Source organism: Sphingomonas sp. SP3 (assembly GCF_058514305.1).
Genome location: NZ_JBZSOE010000001.1, coordinates 1,135,799 through 1,155,546, shown reverse-complemented (window position 1 = coordinate 1,155,546; position 19,748 = coordinate 1,135,799). Strand labels below are relative to the sequence as shown.

Annotated in this window: 23 protein-coding genes; 9 read left to right on the top strand and 14 right to left on the bottom strand. The window is 64.2% G+C overall.

Annotated features, from left to right (window positions below):
* Positions 1–42 precede the first annotated feature (42 nt).
* From AC4K8G_RS06075 to AC4K8G_RS06065, 3 genes are all read left to right on the top strand, one after another.
* Positions 43–378: an ArsR/SmtB family transcription factor gene (locus AC4K8G_RS06075; protein WP_491733269.1), complete on the top strand. Its 336-nt coding sequence runs from the start codon at positions 43–45 to the stop codon at positions 376–378.
* Positions 371–925: an SRPBCC family protein gene (locus AC4K8G_RS06070; RefSeq protein ID WP_491733268.1), complete on the top strand. Its 555-nt coding sequence runs from the start codon at positions 371–373 to the stop codon at positions 923–925. The genes AC4K8G_RS06075 and AC4K8G_RS06070 overlap by 8 nt, the downstream gene beginning before the upstream one ends.
* Positions 926–1,105: 180 nt before the next feature.
* The gene (locus AC4K8G_RS06065) at positions 1,106–1,525 is read left to right on the top strand and encodes a GFA family protein (RefSeq protein ID WP_491733267.1); all 420 of its coding nucleotides are present in this window, start codon (positions 1,106–1,108) and stop codon (positions 1,523–1,525) included.
* A gap of 52 nt (positions 1,526–1,577) precedes the next feature.
* Here the strand turns inward: AC4K8G_RS06065 and lptG are convergent, their stop codons facing one another.
* Together lptG and lptF are read right to left on the bottom strand one after the other, a co-directional pair.
* Positions 1,578–2,684, bottom strand: coding sequence for an LPS export ABC transporter permease LptG (gene lptG / locus AC4K8G_RS06060; protein WP_491733266.1), 1,107 nt, complete (start codon positions 2,682–2,684; stop codon positions 1,578–1,580).
* Entirely contained in the window at positions 2,681–3,901 is a 1,221-nt protein-coding gene (lptF, locus tag AC4K8G_RS06055; protein ID WP_491733265.1) for an LPS export ABC transporter permease LptF, read from the bottom strand. The genes lptG and lptF overlap by 4 nt, the downstream gene beginning before the upstream one ends.
* A gap of 124 nt (positions 3,902–4,025) precedes the next feature.
* On the opposite strand from lptF, the gene AC4K8G_RS06050 reads away from it, so the two are divergent.
* Positions 4,026–5,087, top strand: coding sequence for a diacylglycerol/lipid kinase family protein (locus AC4K8G_RS06050; RefSeq protein WP_491733264.1), 1,062 nt, complete (start codon positions 4,026–4,028; stop codon positions 5,085–5,087).
* Between the two features lie 10 nt (positions 5,088–5,097).
* Positions 5,098–5,958, top strand: a complete 861-nt coding sequence (locus AC4K8G_RS06045) for a hypothetical protein (RefSeq protein ID WP_491733263.1) — start codon at positions 5,098–5,100, stop codon at positions 5,956–5,958.
* Here the strand turns inward: AC4K8G_RS06045 and AC4K8G_RS06040 are convergent.
* The 6 genes from AC4K8G_RS06040 to AC4K8G_RS06015 form a co-directional block, all read right to left on the bottom strand.
* On the bottom strand, positions 5,915–7,903 hold the full coding sequence (locus tag AC4K8G_RS06040) for an ATP-binding protein (protein WP_491733262.1): 1,989 nt from the start codon (positions 7,901–7,903) through the stop codon (positions 5,915–5,917). The two genes, AC4K8G_RS06045 and AC4K8G_RS06040, sit on opposite strands and share 44 nt — an antisense overlap.
* 58 nt (positions 7,904–7,961) lie before the next feature.
* Positions 7,962–9,191: a serine palmitoyltransferase gene (spt, locus tag AC4K8G_RS06035; RefSeq protein WP_491733261.1), complete on the bottom strand. Its 1,230-nt coding sequence runs from the start codon at positions 9,189–9,191 to the stop codon at positions 7,962–7,964.
* Complete coding sequence (locus AC4K8G_RS06030; RefSeq protein WP_491733260.1) at positions 9,157–9,408, bottom strand: acyl carrier protein; 252 nt, start codon at positions 9,406–9,408, stop codon at positions 9,157–9,159. Before AC4K8G_RS06030 ends, spt begins: the two co-directional genes overlap by 35 nt.
* A 61-nt stretch (positions 9,409–9,469) precedes the next feature.
* Positions 9,470–10,375, bottom strand: coding sequence for an NAD-dependent epimerase/dehydratase family protein (locus AC4K8G_RS06025; protein ID WP_491733259.1), 906 nt, complete (start codon positions 10,373–10,375; stop codon positions 9,470–9,472).
* A complete protein-coding gene (gene obgE / locus AC4K8G_RS06020; RefSeq protein WP_491733258.1) occupies positions 10,372–11,412 on the bottom strand; it encodes a GTPase ObgE in 1,041 nt (346 codons plus the stop codon). Before obgE ends, AC4K8G_RS06025 begins: the two co-directional genes overlap by 4 nt.
* A gap of 12 nt (positions 11,413–11,424) precedes the next feature.
* On the bottom strand, positions 11,425–12,060 hold the full coding sequence (locus AC4K8G_RS06015) for a TetR/AcrR family transcriptional regulator (protein WP_491733257.1): 636 nt from the start codon (positions 12,058–12,060) through the stop codon (positions 11,425–11,427).
* A 120-nt stretch (positions 12,061–12,180) separates the two neighbouring features.
* Here AC4K8G_RS06015 and AC4K8G_RS06010 point away from each other — a divergent pair, with 120 nt between their 5' ends.
* The 3 genes from AC4K8G_RS06010 (at position 12,181) to AC4K8G_RS06000 (ending at position 13,743) form a co-directional block, all read left to right on the top strand.
* A complete protein-coding gene (locus AC4K8G_RS06010) occupies positions 12,181–12,858 on the top strand; it encodes an SDR family NAD(P)-dependent oxidoreductase (protein ID WP_491733256.1) in 678 nt (225 codons plus the stop codon).
* Positions 12,859–12,982: 124 nt separating this feature from the next.
* Positions 12,983–13,480, top strand: coding sequence for a hypothetical protein (locus tag AC4K8G_RS06005; protein WP_491733255.1), 498 nt, complete (start codon positions 12,983–12,985; stop codon positions 13,478–13,480).
* Complete coding sequence (locus AC4K8G_RS06000; protein WP_491733254.1) at positions 13,477–13,743, top strand: hypothetical protein; 267 nt, start codon at positions 13,477–13,479, stop codon at positions 13,741–13,743. The genes AC4K8G_RS06005 and AC4K8G_RS06000 overlap by 4 nt, the downstream gene beginning before the upstream one ends.
* On the opposite strand, the gene AC4K8G_RS05995 is transcribed toward AC4K8G_RS06000, so the two are convergent.
* From AC4K8G_RS05995 to AC4K8G_RS05985, 3 genes are all read right to left on the bottom strand, one after another.
* Complete coding sequence (locus tag AC4K8G_RS05995; RefSeq protein ID WP_491733253.1) at positions 13,737–14,957, bottom strand: hypothetical protein; 1,221 nt, start codon at positions 14,955–14,957, stop codon at positions 13,737–13,739. The two genes, AC4K8G_RS06000 and AC4K8G_RS05995, sit on opposite strands and share 7 nt — an antisense overlap.
* Complete coding sequence (locus tag AC4K8G_RS05990; RefSeq protein WP_491733252.1) at positions 14,932–16,353, bottom strand: MBOAT family O-acyltransferase; 1,422 nt, start codon at positions 16,351–16,353, stop codon at positions 14,932–14,934. The genes AC4K8G_RS05995 and AC4K8G_RS05990 overlap by 26 nt, the downstream gene beginning before the upstream one ends.
* 130 nt (positions 16,354–16,483) lie before the next feature.
* Positions 16,484–17,104 carry a retropepsin-like aspartic protease family protein gene (locus tag AC4K8G_RS05985; protein ID WP_491733251.1) on the bottom strand — a complete coding sequence of 207 codons (621 nt, stop codon included), beginning with the start codon at positions 17,102–17,104 and terminating at the stop codon, positions 16,484–16,486.
* 98 nt (positions 17,105–17,202) lie between these two features.
* Between AC4K8G_RS05985 and AC4K8G_RS05980 the strand changes: the two genes are divergently transcribed.
* The gene (locus AC4K8G_RS05980) at positions 17,203–17,385 is read left to right on the top strand and encodes a hypothetical protein (protein ID WP_491733250.1); all 183 of its coding nucleotides are present in this window, start codon (positions 17,203–17,205) and stop codon (positions 17,383–17,385) included.
* Here the strand turns inward: AC4K8G_RS05980 and AC4K8G_RS05975 are convergent.
* Genes AC4K8G_RS05975 through AC4K8G_RS05965 form a run of 3 tightly spaced genes read right to left on the bottom strand, consistent with a single transcriptional unit; the run spans position 17,382 to position 19,730 of the window.
* Complete coding sequence (locus AC4K8G_RS05975) at positions 17,382–17,798, bottom strand: low affinity iron permease family protein (RefSeq protein WP_491733249.1); 417 nt, start codon at positions 17,796–17,798, stop codon at positions 17,382–17,384. The genes AC4K8G_RS05980 and AC4K8G_RS05975 overlap by 4 nt on opposite strands.
* Positions 17,799–17,839: 41 nt before the next feature.
* Positions 17,840–19,150: an NRAMP family divalent metal transporter gene (locus AC4K8G_RS05970; RefSeq protein ID WP_491733248.1), complete on the bottom strand. Its 1,311-nt coding sequence runs from the start codon at positions 19,148–19,150 to the stop codon at positions 17,840–17,842.
* On the bottom strand, positions 19,143–19,730 hold the full coding sequence (locus tag AC4K8G_RS05965; RefSeq protein WP_491733247.1) for a TetR/AcrR family transcriptional regulator: 588 nt from the start codon (positions 19,728–19,730) through the stop codon (positions 19,143–19,145). Before AC4K8G_RS05965 ends, AC4K8G_RS05970 begins: the two co-directional genes overlap by 8 nt.
* Positions 19,731–19,748 lie beyond the last annotated feature (18 nt).

Genomic DNA, 19,748 nt, shown 5'->3' with positions numbered 1-19,748 from the left:
GATCGGTTGACAATCAGTGCGCACCGGTCGATATTAAACCACATGGTTGATAATCGACTCGATACGGTATTTCACGCGCTGGCCGATCCAACGCGGCGCGGCATGCTGGCGCAACTCGCGCTTGGCGAGACTTCGGTGGGCGAGCTGGCCGAACCCTACAGCATGAGCCTGGCGGGCGCGTCGAAGCACGTGAAGGTGCTGGAGAGCGCGGGCCTCGTCGCGCGGCGCAAGCAAGGCCGCATCCATTACTGCCGGCTCGAAGCCAAGCCGCTCGAGGAAGCCGAGCGGTGGCTCCGGCAATGGGAGAAATTCTGGAACGTCCGGCTCGATCGCCTCGAGGCGGCAATCCAACGAGATAAGGAGAAGAAGAATGACTGAAGCAGCAGCAGAAATCTTCGTGCCCGTGAAGCGGATCGCGCCCGACACCATTCGCCTCGAGCGGACGCTCGATGCACCGGTCGAAACCGTGTGGCGCTATCTGACCGAAGCGAACCTGCGGCGCGACTGGTTCATGGGCGGCAGCGATGCGACGCCCGGCGGTGAGTTCGACCTCAAGGTCGACCACGACAACCTCTCCGAGGACAAGGACGTCGATTATCCGGAGGGCTATGCCCAGTTCAAAGGCACGGTGTGGACCGAGAAGGTCATCCGGTTCGATCCGCCGCGCCTCCTCGAAACGACCTTTCAGTCGGGCAAGAACGGAACGGTCACCTATGAGCTGACGCCGCTGGGCGAGAAGAGCCGGCTCGTCATCACCCATCGCGGGATCATCAGCGGCACCGGCGCGCAGGACTTCGGCAGCGGCTGGAACTCGCATCTGACCGTGCTCGCGGAGCGGCTCGCTGGGCGCGGGGTCAAGAACTTCTGGGCGTTGCACGCGCAATCGCGCGAGGCCGTGACCGAAGCGCTTGCGGGACAGGTGTGAGGGTCGAGATTACCCCTCTGTTTTGAACCGATGCCGCCCCGCAGCCCCCAAATGGGGACGTGGGGCGGCGTTCCAGTCAACGAATCCGGCCGAACGGTCATTTCGACCGCTTCCTCGCGCACCTAAAACCAGGGTATCAAGGCCGTCGTAGAACGGTCCCCGACGCAAGGAGGTAATGAAATGGCGAAAGGTCAGTGTTTTTGTGGGGCCGTTGAGGTCGAGGTTACCGGCGAGCCGGCGGCGCAGGGCTATTGCCACTGCGAGTCATGCCGGAGCATGGCCGGCGCCCCGGTCCGCGGCTTTACCGTATGGCCGAAGGACGCCGTCAAGGTGACGAAGGGCGAGGACCAGCTGAAGGGCTATAGCAAAACGGACTTTTCGGATCGCCGGCACTGCGCGAGCTGCGGCGGGCAGGTGCTGATCAACCATCCGACGATCGACATGGTCGACGTCCACTCCGAAACGCTGCGCGGTTTCGACTTCCAGCCGGGACTGCACGTGAATTATCAGGAAAAGGTGCTGCCGGTTCGCGACGGGTTACCGAAGTTCAAGGACTTCCCCGAAGCGTTCGGCGGATCAAACGAGATGATCGCGGAGTAGGCTAGCGCTCAAGATAAGGAGGGGCGCCGCGCCATGGTGCGGTGCCCCTTTTCTATTCCTCCGTGCGGATGAGCACGGTTTCGCCGATCAGCAGGAACAGGATGAACGGCGCCCATGCGGCGACCATCGGCGGGTAGGCTCCGGCATTGCCCATTGCGAGGCTGAAATTATCGGCGACGAAATAAGCGAAGCCCAGCGCCATGCCGCTGACCGCGCGAAACAAGACCTGTCCGGAACGGGCAAGCCCGAACGCCGCGATCGCCGCAAGCAAGGGCATGAGGAGGGTCGAGAGCGGCCCCGAAATCTTGTGCGCGAGGCCCGCGCGCGCTTCATCGGCCGGACGCCCCGCGGCCTCGAGCTCGGCGATGCGCTTCTTCAATGTCCAATAATCGAGCTCGTCGGGGCTCACCTTGGCGAGCGTCAACTGCGCAGGCGTCACCCCGGCCAAACCGCGCATTTGCGGCACGTTCCGGACCGCGTTCATGTCGGCGCTGTAAATGCGCACATTGGACAGCAGCCAGTCATGACCCGCAGGGTCCTGGACGGCGCGGTCGGCCTGGATCACCCGCTGGAGCACGCCGCCAGCGCGGTCGTAGATGGTAAGGCCCTGCGCGGTCAGCCGGGCCCCCTGGCCGGCAACGATACCGACGCGGATAAGGTCGTCGTCGCCGTTGAGGATCCATACGTTGCCGAGGATCCCGCTTTGCGGCGGGATCGGCTTGTAGTCATTGTCGCTCCACGCATTCACCACGCGCGCTGACTTTACGACGACGCCTTCATTGAAGGCGAACAATGCGGCGGCGATGCCGATGCTTGCGAGGATCAGCGGCGCAAGGATCTGGTGGGCCGACAGGCCAGCAGCCTTCATCGCCACCACCTCGCTGTGCTGGTTGAGCCCAACGAAGGCGATCAAGGTGCCGAGCAGCACCGAGAAAGGCAGAAAGCGCGAGATGAGCAGAGGCAGGCGAAGCCCGACGTAGCGCCACAGTTCCGCATCCCCATTGCCTTGGACCGCGAGAATTTTGCCGGACTCGCCCAGAAGATCGAGCGTCATCAGGACCAGGACCAGCGCGATAAGCACCGCAAAGCTGCGCGTCAGGAACAGCCGCACCATGTAAAATGCGAGGTTTCGCGACGGGAAGAATTTGAGATTGATCATGCCGGCAGCTCATTGCGCTTGGGCATGGCCGACCGAACCGCCTTGGCGGTCTTCGCCGCAAAGCGCTCAAGCGCTCCGATCGGCTGCCCGCCGGGCTTGTGCGCCAGCACGTGATACATCCACAGCACCGCCGCCGAGAGCAGGATCAATGGCACCCACAAGGCCAAGGTCGGATCGATCGAGCCGCGCGCGCCCGCCTGCTCGGCATATTGATTGACCTTGTGATAGGCCACCACGATCAGGATCGCGAGGAAGATGCCGAGCGCCGATGAGCTTCGCTTGGGCGGGACCGCCAGCGAGATCGCCAAGAACGGCAGCATGAACATCATCATCACCTCGACCAGGCGGAAGTTGAAATGCGCTTCGGCCGCCATGCGCTGGGCGTGCGTGGGGGCTTGCCCGCCGTAACCGAGGTTCCACAGCTCATGCATGTAGAGCTCGTCAGTCTCATTGACCGCGCGGCTGCGGAACTGGTCGATCACCGGCAGGCTGATCGGCAGGTCATAAACGTCGAAGGCGAGGGTCCGGGGCGTCGGAAACTTGGGTGAATCCTGAACCAGCCGGCCCTTTTCGAGCCGGAAAAGTATGGTGTCGGGGTCGTCGGTTGAGAGGAAGCGGCCCTGCTGCGCGGTCGCCGCCACATTCATTCCCTTGCTATCCTCGTTCTGGACGAAGATCCCGTGAAGCATCGTGCCCTTGTTTTCGCTGCGGTCGATGCGCAGCGTCAGATGCTTGCCGAGCTTGTTGAACTCGCCGACCTTGATCGCCGCGCCGAGTGCACCGGACTTAAGGTCGAACCGCAATCCCTCGTAGCGGTAGTGGGTGTAGGGCTCGAGGTAGCCCACGATGCCGAGATTGATGATCGCGAGCGGGATTGCATAAGCGAACGGCACGCGAAGCATGCGCCCGTAACTCATGCCGATGCCGCGAAGCGCGTCGAGCTCCGAGGACAAAGCGAGTTTGCGGAACGCGAGCAGGATGCCGAGCATCAGGCCAATCGGGATTCCGAGGCTGAGATATTCGGGCAGCAGGTTGGCGAGCATCCGCCACACCACGCTGACCGGACCCCCGGCATCGACCACATATTGAAACAGGCGAAGCATCTTATCGAGGACGAGCAGCATGGCGGCGAGGACGAGGCTGCCGATCAACGGCACCGCGATCGTCTTCGCGAGATAGCGGTCAATCAGGCCGGGATGCGTCAGCTTGGTGATCAATTTGGTCGTCCGAGCACCATCATTTGGCCGCAAAGGCAGCGGAAATCCCATAGCGGACGATTGCACCCGGGCCCGGGAGCGACCGTTCGCCCGAAGCCCCTATAGCGAAGCGCCCGATAGATTCATGTCGAAACTGCTCAATCCGAACGAGCCGCCTGTGCCGGAAGGGCAGGTATGCCCGATCTCGGCCGAGCCGTTCGGGCCGCACCAGCTTCGGCCGCGCATCGCTTTGCTGTCAAACCCCAAGTCGACCGGCAACATCGCGCAGCTGCCGCGCATCCGCGAATATTGCGCCGAGCATCCGGACGTCTTCCATTACGAAGTCGAGCATGCGAGCCAGATCGGCGAAGCGATGAAGGTCATTGCTCGCGTGCGGCCCAAGGTGCTGGCGATCAACGGCGGCGACGGCACCGTCCAGGCGGCACTGACCGAGCTTCACAATGGTGGGCACTTCGGCGACGCGCCGCCGCCGGTCGCGGTTCTCCCGAGCGGCAAGACCAACCTCATCGCGCTCGACCTTGGCGCTCGCAGCGATCCCATCGAGACTCTCGAGCGCTTGATCGAACTCGCCCGGACCGACCTCAAGCCCTACACCGTGGCTCGCGAGCTGATCGCGCTCCGCCATGGCGATGGGCAACAGAGGCCGGTGATCGGGATGTTCTTGGGCGGCGCCGGCCTGGCGGACACGATGCTTTACTGCCGGGACAAGATTTATCCGCTGGGCCTACCGAACGGCTTCGCCCACGTCCTCACCGCAATTGCCTTCCTGATGAAGGTGTTCCTCGGCATCAAAGCCGGCTTCCTGCCGCCGGATCCAAAACCGCTGCAGGTCTCGGTGCATGAAAACGGCGGTACATTCACCGGCCACTTCTCGCTGCTGGCGGTGACCACGCTCGAAAAACTGCTGATCGCCAACCCGTTCGACGAACATCGCCCGGGCTTGCTCAAGCTGCTCGCGATCGAGCAGCGCCCGTCGTCGATGATTGGCGCGATTTGGGCTCACCTTGGCGGCAAGCTCGGTCAGTCGAATGTGAGCGGTGTCCATTTCGAAGAGGCCGAGGGAATTACGATCGAGAGCGACAGCTCGAACATCATCCTGGACGGCGAGACCTTCTACGCCGAGCGGGGGCGGCCGATTCATCTTCATCCCGCGCAGCCGCTGTCGTTCGTCAAGCTGGCGGCCTAAAAGCATTCCCATGTCCGAGCTCAAAAAGCTCGTCGCCAAAGAGTTGGCGCTGCCGGTCGATCCGCACGTGAGCGCGATGGCGGAAGCGATCGCAAACAAGCATGGCAACGCAAGCAGGGCAGTGCTGTTTTATGGATCATGCCTCAGGCAGAAGCAGCTCGACGGGCTGATGCTCGATTTCTACCTGATCGTGTCCGACTATCGCGCTGCCTATGAGAAGCGCTGGCTCGCGGTCGCGAACCGGCTCATCCCGCCCAACGTCTTTTACTTCGAGCATGACGGGCTCGCCGCCAAATATGCCGTGCTGAGTGAAGCGGATTTCGACCGGTTAAACGGGCCCGAGACGAGCAGCGTATCGGTGTGGGCGCGGTTCGCGCAGCCCTCGCGCCTCGTTTGGTCGGCAAGCAAGGTTGCGCGCGACCGGGCAATTGCGGCCGTCAGCCGCGCCGCCCCGACCTTGCTCGCGGCGGCTGGGCCGAGGCTGGAAGAAGCACCGCTCGACCTGTGGCGGCGGGCGTTCGCGCTGACCTACTCAGCGGAGCTGCGCGCCGAGCGAAAAGGTCGTGCATCATCGGTCTTGGACGTGGAGCAAGAGCGTTACGAGCGCTTCGCGGGTCCCGCACTGAAGGCAGCCCACGCACTAAAGCCGAAGGGCAGCTGGGCGTGGCGCCGCGTTGAAGGGAAGGGACTGTCGGTGCTTCGGCTGGCCAAGGCCAGCGCGACGTTTGCCGGCGGCGCGGATTACATCGCGTGGAAGATCAACCGCCACGCCGGCACCAACATCGAGCTGAAGCCCTGGCAGCAGCGGCACCCGCTGCTTGCGGCGATTACCCTCTTGCCCCGCCTGCTGAAGAGCGGGGCGGTTCGCTAGCGGAGCGCGACAGGGCCGCGGCGACCGCGCTGGCAAGCGCGCCTACGGTGAACGGCTTGCGCAACAGTTCGTGACTGCGAAGCGCATCGCTTTCGTCTTCGCCGACATAGCCGGTGACGAACAGCACGGCGAACTCGCGGTCCTGGCTGGTCTTGAGGTGACGAATGAGTTCTGGGCCGGTCATCTCAGGCATAATCACATCGCTGATGACGAGATCGAATTCCTGCGCCTTGAACTGCTCGATCGCTTCGGCGCCGCTGCCGCAGGCCACGGGCTCGTAATCGAGATCCTCGAGCGCGCCGACAGTCGCGGTGCGCACGCGCGGGTCATCCTCGACGAGCAGGATGCGCGCGCCCGCGACATGAACGTCGGCGGTCTCGCTGCGCTGAACGGTCGGGTGCATGCGCACGTTCGCCGCGGCATCGGTGCGCGGCAGGTAAATGGATACGGTGGTGCCGCGCCCGAGCTGGCTTTCGATCCCGACCTCGCCGCCCGATTGGTGAGCGAAGCCGAAGATCTGCGAAAGCCCAAGGCCGGTGCCCTTGCCGACGGGCTTGGTCGTGAAGAACGGCTCGAAGGCGCGGTCGAGGACTTCCTGCGTCATGCCGCAGCCGGTGTCGGTCACGCTGACCTTCACATAATCGCCGGGGCGGACATCGCCGACCTGGTTGGCGGTCAGATGTACATTCTCGGTAGAGATGCGCATCAGGCCTTCGCCTTCCATCGCATCGCGCGCGTTGACGGCGAGGTTCACGATTGCATTCTCGAGCTGGTGCGGATCGACGTAAGCGGGCCAGGTGTCGCCCGCGAGATCAATCTCGACCCGGATCCGCTCGCCGAGCGTGCGGTCGAGCAGATCCGACATGCCGCCGATCAGCTCATTGCTGTCGACTGCTTCGGGCATCAGCGGTTCGGAGCGGGCGAACGATAGCAAGCGACGGGTCAGCGCGGCGGCGCGGGTCGCGCCTTCCATCGCGTTGTTGAGGTGGGTCATGACCTCGCGGCGGGGGCCGTTGAGGCGGCGCAGCGCGAGATCGATGCCGCCGACCACCACCGCAAGCATGTTGTTGAAGTCGTGCGCTATGCCGCCCGTGAGCTGGCCGACCGCCTCCATCTTCTGGACCTGGCGGAGCTGGGCTTCCGCCGCCTCGCGCTCGGCCGCTTCGGCCTTCAGCGCCTGGTTGGCCTCCCACAGCTCCTGCGTGCGGTCGCGCACCGCAAGCTCGAGCACTTCGGCGCGCTCGGACTCATTCTCCGCCTGGCGCCGCGAGGCCGCGTTCTGGCGAAGCGCCTGGACCGCGACCACGCCGAGGAAGATCGCGCCGACCCCGACCAGCACCCCGAGCCAGCTCAGATAATCGGTGAAGCGGTCGGCCTGGGCCGAGAAGAGCTGGCTCTGCTCGATCTTGGCGCGGAGCGACTGGCGTTCGCTCACGATGATCTCGTTCAGCTTATAGTCGAGCTTGGTGCCGGTGCCCGACTGACCGGCCTGGTAGAAATAGCTGATCCCGCTCTGGTCCTGGCGGGCGATCGCGGCGCGGGCGGCCAGCGCAAGCTCACCATCGCGCTTCCGGTAGAGCTGCTCGAGCTCGGCGACCCGGCGCAATTGCTCGTCGTTGCCGCGCATTAGCTTCTTCAGCTGCTGGATCTGGTAGCCGGCGAGATCCCAGTCGCTCGAATAGATCGCGCCGCTGGTCTTCTGGTCCTCGTCGAGGACGAAGCGGGCGAGCGCGGCTTCCGCTTTCGACATGTTGGAGCTGACGTTGCGGACCACGAGCGCGACGTCATAGCTGTGGCGCTCTGCCGACAGCGCCCGTTCCCGCGCACCGTTGGCGAACGCGACGAGAAAGACCATGACGACGAGGACCAGGGCCGCAATGAGACCCGCAGCCGCGGCGCCGCCACGACGCCAGTCGAAGCGTACTTCGTCCCCTTCCCGCATCATCCGGTCAGTTTAGACGCGTTAACCAATTGGCGAAAGCCAAAGGTTCCCGCAGCTTATCCTAATTGATGCACCCTGTGGCACGTCCAGCAGCCGCAAACATGCCCAGAATCTCACCTACCTGGTCCTCGCTGTGCAGCGCACAGAGCGAGCACCTGAGCAGGGTCATGTTGGCCGGAGTGGCTGGGGGCCGGGCAAGATTTACGTAAAGGCCCTCGTTCAGGAGCGCTTCCCACATCGCGGCGCCGGTTTCGAGGTCGGGCATGATCACCGCGATGATCGCCGATTGCGGCTCATCGGTGCCAAGCTGGAAGCCGAGCTGACGAAGGCCTGCATGAAGGCGCTTCGAATTTTCCCACAAGTGGACGCGCTTGTCGGCCGAATTCATCAGCTTGCGGATCGAGGTCGTGGCAGTGGCCACCACCGAGGGCGGAAGCGAAGCCGTGAACACATAGGGGCGGCAGACGAGACGCAGAATCTCGAACTTTGGATGGTTCGAGACGCAGAATCCGCCGACGGTGCCGACCGACTTCGAAAAGGTGCCGATGATGAAGTCGACATCGTCCATCACGCCCTGCGCCTCGGCAACGCCGCGCCCATGCTCGCCGATGAAGCCCATCGAATGGGCCTCGTCGACCAGCACCATCGCACCGGCCGCCTTCGACACCGCGACCATTTCCTTGAGCGGGGCGAGATCCCCGAGCATCGAATAGACGCCCTCGAGCACGACCAGCTTGCCGGCCTCGGGCGGCAGGCGCTTCAGGCGCTTATCGAGTGCTTCGACGTCATTGTGGCGGAACGGCACGATCTGGGCGTTGCCGAGCGCACAACCGTCGTAGATTGACGCGTGGCTGTCGATGTCGAGGATGATGTAGTCATCCTTGCCGGCGATGGTCGAGATGACGCCGAGATTGGCCTGGTATCCGGTCGAGAAGACCATCGCATGGTCCATCCCGTAAAAGTCCTTGAGCGCATCCTCGACTGCGCGATGGCCAACATAAGTGCCGTTGAGCACGCGGCTTCCGGTCGTGCCTGACCCGAATTCGTCGAGGGCCTTCTTACCCGCGGCAACGACGTCGGGGTCAAACGTCATTCCCATATAGTTGTAGGTGCCGAGCAAGATGGTGCGCTTGCCGTTACAGATGGCGACGGTCGGGCTTTCGACCTTTTCCATGACCAGCCCGAACGGGTCGGTCCGGCCGCTATCGAGCAGGCCCTGGCGGAGCGCGATGACGTCGTCGAACTTGGAGAAGAGGTCAGCCACGGCTTGCGGTAAGCCCTTCAAGCGCATCGACCAGCTGGCCGACGGTCTCGATTTCCGCCTGCATGTTCATGGTGATGATGACGTCGAACTCGTCTTCGACGTTGGCCACGAAATCGAGGACGGTCAGGCTGTCCCACTCGAGGTCCTGCGCGAAGCGCGTGCCTTCCGTGACGGCGACGCCCTTCTTGTTGAATGGCTCGATCATCTCGATGACTTTGGCATAGGTCTGGGTGCGGTCGGACATGACTTTTCCGTTAGTGCTGAGCCCGGTCTTAAGCAACGCAATGGGGCGCGAATGCGGCGGTTTAGAGCCAGCCTTGGGCGCGGTACCAGTCGGCGGTTTGAGCAAGGCCCTCGTCGGTCGCGATTTGAGGCTGCCAAAGATCGGCGGGGCAGGCGCGTTTGGGCTCGATTACCCAATTGCGATGGGAGAAATAAGCGGCCCGATCGACGGTAAGCTTGGCGCGCGGCCCTCGCACGAGCTGGTCCGCGCGGGCGGCGAGGCGAAGCACGATCCCCGGCGAAGAAACGATCGCAGGTTTGGTGCCAACCGCCTTGCCCAATGCAGTCGCGAACTCGCGGTGAGTCCAGCCGTTGGGTCTTCCGTCGTCCTCCTCAATCAAGAGGTTCGAGGGAGCGGTCGGCGCGGCGAACGCGAGCAGCAGCCGAGCGAGGTCGTCGACATGGATCACCGAGACGCGGCCTTTGGGCGGCATCAGCATCAACCCGAGTTTGGCCATGCGGAACAGCTCCAGGGTCTCCTTGTCGCCCGGCCCGTACACCGCCGGCGGGCGGACGATGACCCAATCGAGGCCGGAGCCGTGCACCAGCGCCTCGGCCTTGTGCTTGGACGCGCCATAGAGCGACAGCTTGGGCTCGCGCGCCGCAAGCGAGGAGACATGGACGAAACGATGCACCCCGCCCGCGGTCGCCGCCGCAAGCATCGCCAAGGTGCCGGCGACATTGCCGAGCTCAAATGCGGCTGCACTGGCGGCGGTGATGACACCGGCGACGTGGATCACGGCGTCGGCGTCGCCGACCAGCCGTTCCAGCGCATCGCGATCATGGAGGTCGCCGGAAATCCATTCCACGCCATCGCGCGGGGCTTGCTCACGCCGGGTCAGCGCCTTCACCTGGTGGCCGGCGGCGATCGCGACATCGATGAGATGCACGCCGACGAAACCCGTACCGCCGGTGATGGCGAGCCTCATAGAGGAGACCAACTCCGTTCGGACTCGGCCTCAGGCGCTTCGCGCGCGGCATCGCCCAGACGCTCAATCACTGCATCCAGCAGCGGCTCCATGCCCTCCTCGAGCGGGGCGGAGATCGGGAAGACCCTGGCGCCGGTGGCCTTTTCGAGCGCTTTGACGATCTTCGCGCGCTTCTTGTCATCGAGCAGGTCGGCCTTGGTCAGCGCGATCAGCTCGACCTTGCCGTCGAGCCCGGCGCCGTAGCTGTCGAGCTCACCACGGACGATGCGCCAGCTGTCGACCGGATCGTCTACCGACCCGTCGATCAGGTGGAGGAGGGCGCGGGTGCGTTCGACATGGCCGAGAAAACGGTCACCGATGCCCGCGCCTTCGGCAGCGCCCTCGATCAGGCCAGGAATATCGGCGAGCACGAATTCGCGGCCTTTATGGCGGACCACGCCAAGCTGCGGACGAAGCGTGGTGAAAGGATAGTCACCGACCTTGGCCGCAGCGTTACTAACGGAATTGAGGAAGGTCGACTTACCGGCATTCGGCAGGCCGACGAGCCCGACGTCAGCGAGGAGCTTTAGGCGCAGCCACAGCCACATTTCCTCGCCATCCTCGCCGGTCTGGTGCTGGCGCGGGGCGCGGTTGGTCGAGCTTTTGTAGCTGGCGTTGCCGCGCCCGCCGAGCCCGCCCTTCAGAAGCGCCACGCGTTCCCCGACCTTGGTCAGGTCGGCAATCAGGGTGCGATCGTCGTCATCGGCCAGGATCTGGGTGCCGACCGGGACCTGGATCACGAGATCGCCGCCGCCCGCGCCCGTGCGATTGGAGCCAGCGCCGCCCTTGCCGCGCGGGGCGCGGAAATGCTGGGTATAGCGAAAGTCGATCAAAGTATTGAGGCCTGCCACCGCCTCGAACACGACATCGCCGCCCTTGCCGCCGTCGCCGCCATCGGGGCCCCCGAACTCGACGAACTTCTCGCGCCGGAACGACACCGCGCCGGGGCCGCCCGCGCCGGACTTCACATAGATCTTGGCCTGGTCGAGAAAATGCATGGTGTGCGCCGGTTAGGCCAAGCGCTCGCGTGATGAAACCTTTGGCGTCTTTTGGGATCGGCAGTGCAGTCGGCAGACGCCATCGACGACGGTTTCGAGGAAGTCGTCCTCTACGGCACGGACCGCGATAAACATGCGGAAATAAATCGGCCCGGCTGCGAGGGTGAATAGGACTTCGCGATCCACGTCCGGCTCCAGCTCTCCGCGTGCGATGGCGGCGTCGAACATCGGCGCGAGCTGCGCCATCCGGCGGTCGAAGAAGGCATGCGTGAACTCGCTCGGGTCGCGGGTGCTGAGCTCGGCCGCAACGCTGAGCAGGGCGGGGCCAAGCGGCGTTTGCAGCGTGTCCCTGAGCTTTTTCAGAATCGACAGCAGGTCGCCGGCGAAAGTCCCGCCCAGATCGGGCATGACTTCGGCCGCGCCGAGATCCATCCAGGTATCGATGATCGCATCCCAGCGGTCGGGAAAACGGCGGTAGAGCGTCGAGCGCTCGACACCCGCGCGTTCGGCGACAGCGGAAAATGTGCAGGCTTGGACGCCGCCTTCCACGACCAAGTCCATGATCGCCTTGTGAACGCGCGCGGTGACCTCGGCGGTGCGGCCGCCGGGGCGTTTTGTGACAGGACGGTTACGAACTGTTGACTCCACGACACTCCCCCTCTAACGCAACATGTGTTGCATTAACAGAGTGCATTTCCGAATGTCTATAACCAATGTGCGGTTCGCCGTCGGCGGGCCGCGAAAGCCACTGATATTGCTGGCTTTCGCGTGGGACCCGATTCGGTGACCGGCGCGGGGGGCGACTCGAATCTTCGAGTGCTGGTGGTGGGGGCCGGAAGCGGCGTCGGGCTGGCCTGCGCCGAAGCCTTTGCCGCGCGTGGGGCCGAGCTGATCTTGTGCGATCATGACGGCAATGCGCTGACGCATGCAGCGCTGCAATTCAATGCTTTCTCGCGCTACTGCGACGCCATCGCCGACACTAGCGTCGCCGTGTTCGCGGCCGAGATCGCCGAGCGCTATGCGGGTCTCGATGTGCTGATCAACGCGGCCGGCCGCGGTTACGTCAGGGCGTTGGCCATGACCCGGATGACGAAGGCGATGATGCCGTTGCTTCGGCGCGGCAACGGCCGGCGGCTGGTGATCAACATCGCCGCGTGCGGCGGTTTTCGTGAAGCGGACAACATGTTTCCCTATGCAAGCTCCGTCCCCGCGTTCGACCGGTTGTCGGACGCCCTCGCGGTGCAGGCCAAGGGGACATCGATCGACGTCGTGCGCATCACCCCGACTGTGGTGCGCGGCCGGCCCGCGAGCGGCCTTCGCGCGGACCACCTTTACGAGCTGCAACGCGTCGATGAGGGCGACACGGCGCGCCGGATCGTCGAGCTGGTCGTCGCAGAGCGCCCGGAGTGGCGGCAGCGGCCGCCGACGTTCAGCCGTCGCGCCTAACTCGCGATAACCGCTGCGCATTGTCGCGCTGCCGTAACGGCCAGCCGTAAATCGTTCACTTTGCGGATCATTTGGCCCGCTTCACGGCTTACGCTCCGAGTTGGAGACGAGTCGGGCGGGGGAGATGAACGCAGAAAGCCAGTTGAAACGCAGCGGCGATGCGCCGGCCGTCATCGACAGCGATGCGCTTGCCGAAGGGCTGATGCTCGTTCGCGCCAGCACGCTTAAGGTAATCCGTCTGCAGCTGGCGATGGAGCGGAAAGATCGCCGCGTGGCGCTCGAAGCGGTCGACGAACTGGTCGCGCTCGACCGGCGCCTGCAGGATTATCTGGTCGACGTGTCTTCGCCCGAACTTGAAATGGAGCGAGCCGCCCTTAATCGCGAGAAGCTGACCCTTGCCGCCGAAGTCATCCGCCCCGAACCCCGACTGCTGCCCAAGCCACCCGAGCCGGAAGCGATCGCGCCGGTCGCAGAGCAGGCCTGGGACGATTTCGTTTTTGAAGAAGAGGAACGCCCGCGCCGCGCCATCTGGTGGGTGGCGGCGCTGTTCGTCCTGTTCGCGGCGGCGGCCGCCGCGGTATATTGGTCGGCCGGCCCGGCCTTGCTTGGTGCGATCCAATGATTGGCGACAGCGACGGCCTGCTGCGGGCCAAAGAGCTTGAGGCGCTCGAAGGTATCGGATCCCTCGACGAGCATGGCGAGATCGTCCGCCTGATCCTGGCCGAAGTATCGTTGCTTACCGAGAAGTATCGCTACGTGCAGCGGCACCAGGTACCGCACATCCGCGAATTGGCGGGGCTGATCGACCTCCTGTGGCAGGAGCTCGAGGAGCAATCGGCGCGGCCTCGCGAGCTCAGCCCGCTTGAGGAGATTGGGACCTACTGAGCCGAGGCGAGGCGTGCGCCCGGCACGCAATCAGCCCGGCTAAGCGGTGGCGGAGCGTCCGCCCGCAGCTTCAGGCGCGGCGTGAGCTCGGTAAGCCGGCGCACATAGGCGTCGGTGAAGACGATCGCGCAGCGGCGGTTGAGGTGCGAATATTCGGGCAGGGTCAGGTTCTGCACCGAGGCGGGCAAATCGTCGAAGTGCACCCCTGCACTGTGGGTGTTCCTGAGCAGCACGTCCCAGCCCTTCGCCTTGGGCACCTGCGCTTCCTCATTGACGCGGAGTTGCGGCGCCGAGGGGGGGCGAACGAAGACCACATCGCCGCCCCGAGCGCGGATCTTGTCGACCGCTGCCTTGGCCCGCGCCTGGCCCTTGGCGATCAGTTGCGGCGTGAACGGAAACTTCTCCTTGAAGCCCTTCCACGCCCAGCGCGACCGCGCCTGGATCCAGGGATCATATTCGACCCGATCCCAAAGCCAGGTCTGGCGCTGCTCGCCGACTTCCTGGACCTTCCAGATATCGTCCTTCGGCCCCTCGACGCCGGGCCGGTAATCGTCGTCGAGGCGGTGGGCGAGGACGCTCAGCCGGTAGTTCGAATCGAGGAAGGCGAGGCGCCGCTGCAACATGTGGTCGATCTCTATGCCAATGCGGCCCGACGGCGTCGTGAAGTCGTTCCTGCGCTTAACATAGCCGCCGTATCCGTCGAACGGCTGGAAGAACATCGTGTCGGCGAGCCCCACGATCAGCAGGCCGTTGAAATGCTCGTTGTTGGCGACATCCTCAAGCAAGGTCAGTGCGCTGGTGCCGTGGATAGCGAGCTGGACGGGGCGCACGCCGGTCAGCGCCTGGAAGCGGTCGAGATTGGTGTCGAACAGGATGCGGGAATCGCCGACGATGGCGGCGGGCGCATTTTCTGACCGGGCGCGCTCTTCGACCCAGGCGACCTCGCTATTGTCGAGATCGCCCGCGTGAAGTCCGAGGCGCGTGCGCGCGTTCACTTCAAGCGCCGCGACGCCGGCCAGCAATGTCGCCGCGACGGCGATCATGATCTTGCCCCAAGGTTGCTTCGGGATGTCGCGCGTCGGCACCGGCTGCGCCTGGCCAGGGCGATCCGACGCGGTCAGCCTCAGCCCCGCGGGAAGTGCGCCCTCGCGCGTGACGATGCCCTTGGGGGCCGGCGCGCGGCGCCGCTTAGAACTGGAAGTAGATGAAGGCACTGCCTTTCCCCTGTTCCGCGACGATCGCGACCGACATGAGCGCGAGGATTCCACCGACCAGCCAGGCAGGCGTGCGCTCGACCGCGATCTCGAGCGTCTGCTTGCGCATCGCCCAGTGGGTGCCGACGATTCCGCCGACGATCACGATCGCGAAGAGCATCGGCAGCAGCGCCAGCATCGGCACTGGATTAACCGCGACCCCGGCCATCGACTTCAGCATCGTCGCCGCGCCGGTGAATGTCTTGGCGCGGAAGAAAACCCAGGTGATGTTGACCAGGAAGTAGGTCAGGAGGCCGAGGCCGACGATCGCGGCCGGCCCTGGCGTCCAGCCGGCAAACCGCGCCCGCAGCCAGCGTTCGACCGCGAGATAAGTGCCGTGAAGCCCGCCCCACACGACGAACGTCCAGGCGGCGCCGTGCCAGAGGCCGCCGAGCAGCATCGTGCCCATCAGCGCGGTGTAGGTTCGCGCGGGACCGTGGCGATTACCGCCGAGCGGAATGTAGAGATAGTCGCGAAGCCAGCTCGACAGGGTGATGTGCCACCGTCGCCAGAAGTCCGAGAAGCCGACCGCGGCATAGGGGAAGCGGAAATTGTCGGGCATCGCGAAGCCGAGGCACATCGCGACCCCGATCGCGGTCGAGGAATAGCCGGCGAAATCGCAGAAGATCTGGCCGCTGAAGGCGAGCGTCGCCACCCACGCGTCGAGCATCTGCGGGACGCCCTCGTGCGCGTCGTAGACTTTCTCGACCACCGGCGAGAGGAAGCCGTCGGCGAGCACCACCTTCTGGAACAGCCCAAGGATGATCAGCGCGAGCCCGAAGTGAATCTGGTGCGCGGTTGCCCGGCGCGGCTCGGCGAACTGCGGCACCAGTTCGGTGGGGCGCATGATCGGACCGGCGACGAGGTGCGGAAAGAAGGTGACGAACAGGGCATAGTCGAGGAAGTGCGCTGCCGGCTTCGCGCGGCGGAGATAGACGTCGAGCGTGTAGGAGAGGGTCGCGAACGTGTAGAAGCTGATGCCGACGGGGAGGACGATATCCCACTTCGGCGGCTGATACTGAACGCCCACAGAAGCGGCGAGCGAGACGAAATTGTCGAGCAGGAAGCCGCCATATTTGAAGTAGGCGAGCATGCCGATGTTCACGACAACGCTGGTCACCATCCACAGCTTGCGGGTGCGCTCGGCCTTGGCGCGGACCATCCATTGCGCCGCCCACCAGTCGACGACCGTCGAGATCCACAGCAGCACCACGAACGGCGGATTCCACGCCGCGTAGAACAGGTAGGAGGCGATGAGCAGATTGATCTTCTTCTGATGCCACGAGAAGAACCGTGCGTGGTGAAGCGCCATGACGATGGCGAAAAACACCACGAATGTGAGCGAATTGAAGATCATCGGGCGCGCCCCATGCGCCCGTCAGCCCCGTCGATCATGCACAGCGTCCCCCGAGCTGTACGCATCGGTTCGCGATACTCCGCGACCGAAGGTCAAAGGCTCGCACGCCCACGGGGTAGACGCAAGTTACTTAAGCGGAATTAATTTGCGGGTGGTGCGGGACCAGGATCAGGGTCTTGCCTTCGACCCGCCACGATTGAAGCTGCGACAGGAAATTCATCCCAAGCACGTCGAGCCCGCCCATGCCGGGCGCGGTTACGACCCGGAGGTTGCGGGCGACGATGTTGCCGGCGCGAAGCTCGTCGATGCTGCCGGTCTCGGCTGGTGTCATGCCGTTCGCGGTGCGCAGCACGATCGGCGTCAGCCCGCGGCCCGTGTCGATTCGCGCCGCGCGCGCCGTGTCTTCAGAGATTGCAGTGACGGTGGCCCCGCTGTCGATGAGCATCCGCGTCTTCACGCCATTGATTGACGCAAGCACCCAGAAATGGCCGTCGCGGGCCATGCTCACGCGCAGTTCCTTGCCGACCACGCGCTGATCGTCGAGGCCGAGCTTCTGGGTAAAGCGCGCGAGCTCGGGTTGGTAGGGCGCTTGCTGAAGCAGGATGAAGATGAAGAAAGCGAGCAGGCCGAGCGAGAAAGCCAGGCGGATGAAGCGGCCAATGACCGGAATGCGCTGAAGGAGCATGATCAGGATCGCGGCCGCGATCGCGTAGAGCGCCAGTTGCTGCCATTGCGGGAGGATCGTCGGCATGGGGCTTCCCATTGAAACCGATTCTCTAGCGAAACGCTAGGCACCACAGCCGTCGGAGGGCGTTAGTAACTCAAATCAGGCTTACGGAGGCTCAGTTTATGCAAGAGCGCATCGTAGCCGTGGGACTGCTGACCCAGCGCGATCTGACGGTGCTGGGACCAACGTTCGACCGTATCTGGCCGGTCGAGGAAGCGCCGAGCTTCAATGAATTGTTGCGTGCGATCGATGAAGCCGACGCGGAACTCAAGCGTGCTGCCCCGCGGCTAGAGAGAGAAAATTAGAAACGGTCCAGAAGCCGGTCGACGGTGTCGTCGGCGGTCTGTTGCTTGCCTTCTTCCTTCATCTGCTTGGCCTTGCGTTCGAGCGCCGCACGGACGAGCTCGATCTGCTGGTCCGTCAGATGCTCGATCCCGATGAACTGCTCGCGCGCCTTGTCGACCGCGCGCAGGAGCTCGTCGAGCTTGGCCTGGATCGCAGCGCCATCGCGGTTCTGGCTGTTCTGGATCAGGAACACGGCAAGGAAGGTCAGCACTGTAGTCGCCGTGTTGATGACCAGCTGCCACGTGTCCGAATAATGGAATATCGGACCAGATACTGCCCAGATGATGCACGCCAAGGTCGCGCCGATGAAGGCGCCGGGCTGACCCATCCATACCGCGGTCTTGCCTGCGACGTTTGAAAAGAACTTGCGCATGCGTCCGTAACGAGCGCGGAACGAGAAGGTGCCAGTGTCGGCTAGCCGACGGCCATCTGCACAAGCGTGATGACCGAGGCCGCGGCCATGACCGCAGTCGCGGCCCAGCCGAAGATTATTAAAGCGGGTCGCTCGGTGAACCGCCCCATGATCTCGGGGCGCGAGGCGACGATCATCATCGCGACCATGATCGGTACAGCAGAAATGCCGTTTAAGACCGCGCTCCAAAACAATGCGCGGATAGGATCGAGCTGGGACCAGTCGATCAATATGCCCATGAAGGTCGCGGCGACGATAATCGAATAGAAACCCGCGGCCTGTTGCGGCTGATATTCGAGCCCTTCTTTCCACCCAAAAATCTCGGCGACGGCGAAGGCCGCAGAGCCCGCTAGCACCGGTACGGCAAGGAGGCCGGTGCCGATGATGCCTATCGCGAACAAGGCGAAGGCGAATTGGCCAGCAACCGGCCGCAGCGCCTCGGCAGCCTGCGCCGCGCTCTCGATCTGGGTGACCCCCTGGTTATGAAGTGTGGCCGCGGTCGCGAGCATGATCGCGAGCGCGATGAGGTTGGAGAAGGCCATGCCGAGCAGCGTGTCGGCGCGGATCCGCTTGAACTCCCTCGGGGCAGCGCGCGGCGTTTGCTTCAGGGGCCTGGCCTTGGGCGAGACCGCCACTTCCTCCGCTTCCTGCGAACTTTGCCAGAAGAACAGGTATGGGCTGATCGTCGTGCCGAAGACGGCGACGATGGTCAGCATCGCTGCTTTGCCCAGATCGTGCGGCCAGATCATGCCGATCACAGCTTCATCCCAGCGGATGTCCACCAGCAAGACGACGCCGACATAAGCGAACAGGCTCAAGGTTAGCCACTTCAGTATCTCGGTGTAGCGGCGATAGGGCACGAACAGCTGCAGCACGACGCAAAGGATCGCAAACAAAGACACGAACAGGTGGTCGCCGCCGCCGATGACGAGCTGGGTCGCGGCTGCCATCGCCGACAGGTCGGCGCCGATGTTGATGATGTTGGCGACGAGCAGGATGCCGATCAGCAGGCCAACGATCTTCTTGGGGAAGGCGCGCCCCAGATTGCTGGCGAGGCCGGTGCCCGTGACGCGGCCAATATGCGCGCTCACCAGCTGCACCGCTGACATTAGCGGGTAGGTGAGCAGCATCGTCCACAGCAGGCCGTACCCGAACTGCGCGCCCGCCTGAGAGTAAGTGGCGATACCGCTGGGATCGTCGTCGGCGGCGCCGGTGACGATCCCAGGCCCGAGCCCCGAACTCCATTGGCGGGCAGCATGATGGAACCGCGCGCGAAGACCCTTGGGCCCCGCGTGCGCCTCCCTCCTAGCCATGGGGATGGTCGATATGGAGACGCTGGCGGAGGCGGTCGGCGGCGAGCGCGCGGGCGGAATCGCGCGGCAGGCCCAGCGCGTCGGCAATCGGCGTACCGAGCAGCGAATCGCCGAGTGCGTTCAGCACCAGGGCAAGCGTGCTCTCTGCGACGTGATGCTCCTCATGCCCCACGGTAAGCTCAGAGACGAGGCGACGAATCGAATCGAGAATCGGGTTCAGCGCATCGCGGTTGCCGGTGAGGATCATCCACGCGGCGAGCGCACCAGCTCCCTCCTTGCCGAAGGCGTCGAAGGTGCGGTCGATGATGTCGCGCGCATCGCTTTCGCCAGCGCGGGCCCGCTGGACCGATTCCGCGATGCTGGAACTGACCGAATCCGCGATCGAGCGCGCAAGCTCGCCCTGGAGGCCCGCGGCCGAGCCGAAGTGGTGGAGAAGGTTGGCGTGGGTGCGGCCGATCTTCGCCGACACGGCCTTGAGGGTCACGGCCGACGGTCCTTCGGCGAGCAACAGCTCGCGCGCCGCCTTGAGCGCGGCGGACCGGCTTTCCTCAGGGGTCAGTCGTGTACGTCTTATTGACACTTGTGTAAGTTAATCTAC

Excerpts from the sequence above, each read along its gene's own strand:
- obgE (WP_491733258.1), bottom strand. The coding sequence starts at position 11,412 with ATGCATTTTCTCGACCAGGCCAAGATCTATGTGAAGTCCGGCGCGGGC.
- AC4K8G_RS06025 (WP_491733259.1), bottom strand. The coding sequence starts at position 10,375 with ATGAGGCTCGCCATCACCGGCGGTACGGGTTTCGTCGGCGTGCATCTC.
- AC4K8G_RS05980 (WP_491733250.1), top strand. The coding sequence starts at position 17,203 with ATGCAAGAGCGCATCGTAGCCGTGGGACTGCTGACCCAGCGCGATCTG.
- AC4K8G_RS06070 (WP_491733268.1), top strand. The coding sequence starts at position 371 with ATGACTGAAGCAGCAGCAGAAATCTTCGTGCCCGTGAAGCGGATCGCG.
- AC4K8G_RS05970 (WP_491733248.1), bottom strand. The coding sequence starts at position 19,150 with ATGGCTAGGAGGGAGGCGCACGCGGGGCCCAAGGGTCTTCGCGCGCGG.
- AC4K8G_RS06000 (WP_491733254.1), top strand. The coding sequence starts at position 13,477 with ATGATTGGCGACAGCGACGGCCTGCTGCGGGCCAAAGAGCTTGAGGCG.
- lptG (WP_491733266.1), bottom strand. The coding sequence starts at position 2,684 with ATGATCAATCTCAAATTCTTCCCGTCGCGAAACCTCGCATTTTACATG.
- AC4K8G_RS06005 (WP_491733255.1), top strand. The coding sequence starts at position 12,983 with ATGAACGCAGAAAGCCAGTTGAAACGCAGCGGCGATGCGCCGGCCGTC.
- AC4K8G_RS06075 (WP_491733269.1), top strand. The coding sequence starts at position 43 with ATGGTTGATAATCGACTCGATACGGTATTTCACGCGCTGGCCGATCCA.
- AC4K8G_RS05975 (WP_491733249.1), bottom strand. The coding sequence starts at position 17,798 with ATGCGCAAGTTCTTTTCAAACGTCGCAGGCAAGACCGCGGTATGGATG.
- AC4K8G_RS06040 (WP_491733262.1), bottom strand. The coding sequence starts at position 7,903 with ATGATGCGGGAAGGGGACGAAGTACGCTTCGACTGGCGTCGTGGCGGC.
- AC4K8G_RS06045 (WP_491733263.1), top strand. The coding sequence starts at position 5,098 with ATGTCCGAGCTCAAAAAGCTCGTCGCCAAAGAGTTGGCGCTGCCGGTC.
- AC4K8G_RS06050 (WP_491733264.1), top strand. The coding sequence starts at position 4,026 with ATGTCGAAACTGCTCAATCCGAACGAGCCGCCTGTGCCGGAAGGGCAG.
- AC4K8G_RS05990 (WP_491733252.1), bottom strand. The coding sequence starts at position 16,353 with ATGATCTTCAATTCGCTCACATTCGTGGTGTTTTTCGCCATCGTCATG.
- AC4K8G_RS06065 (WP_491733267.1), top strand. The coding sequence starts at position 1,106 with ATGGCGAAAGGTCAGTGTTTTTGTGGGGCCGTTGAGGTCGAGGTTACC.
- AC4K8G_RS05985 (WP_491733251.1), bottom strand. The coding sequence starts at position 17,104 with ATGCCGACGATCCTCCCGCAATGGCAGCAACTGGCGCTCTACGCGATC.
- spt (WP_491733261.1), bottom strand. The coding sequence starts at position 9,191 with ATGCGCTTGAAGGGCTTACCGCAAGCCGTGGCTGACCTCTTCTCCAAG.
- AC4K8G_RS06030 (WP_491733260.1), bottom strand. The coding sequence starts at position 9,408 with ATGTCCGACCGCACCCAGACCTATGCCAAAGTCATCGAGATGATCGAG.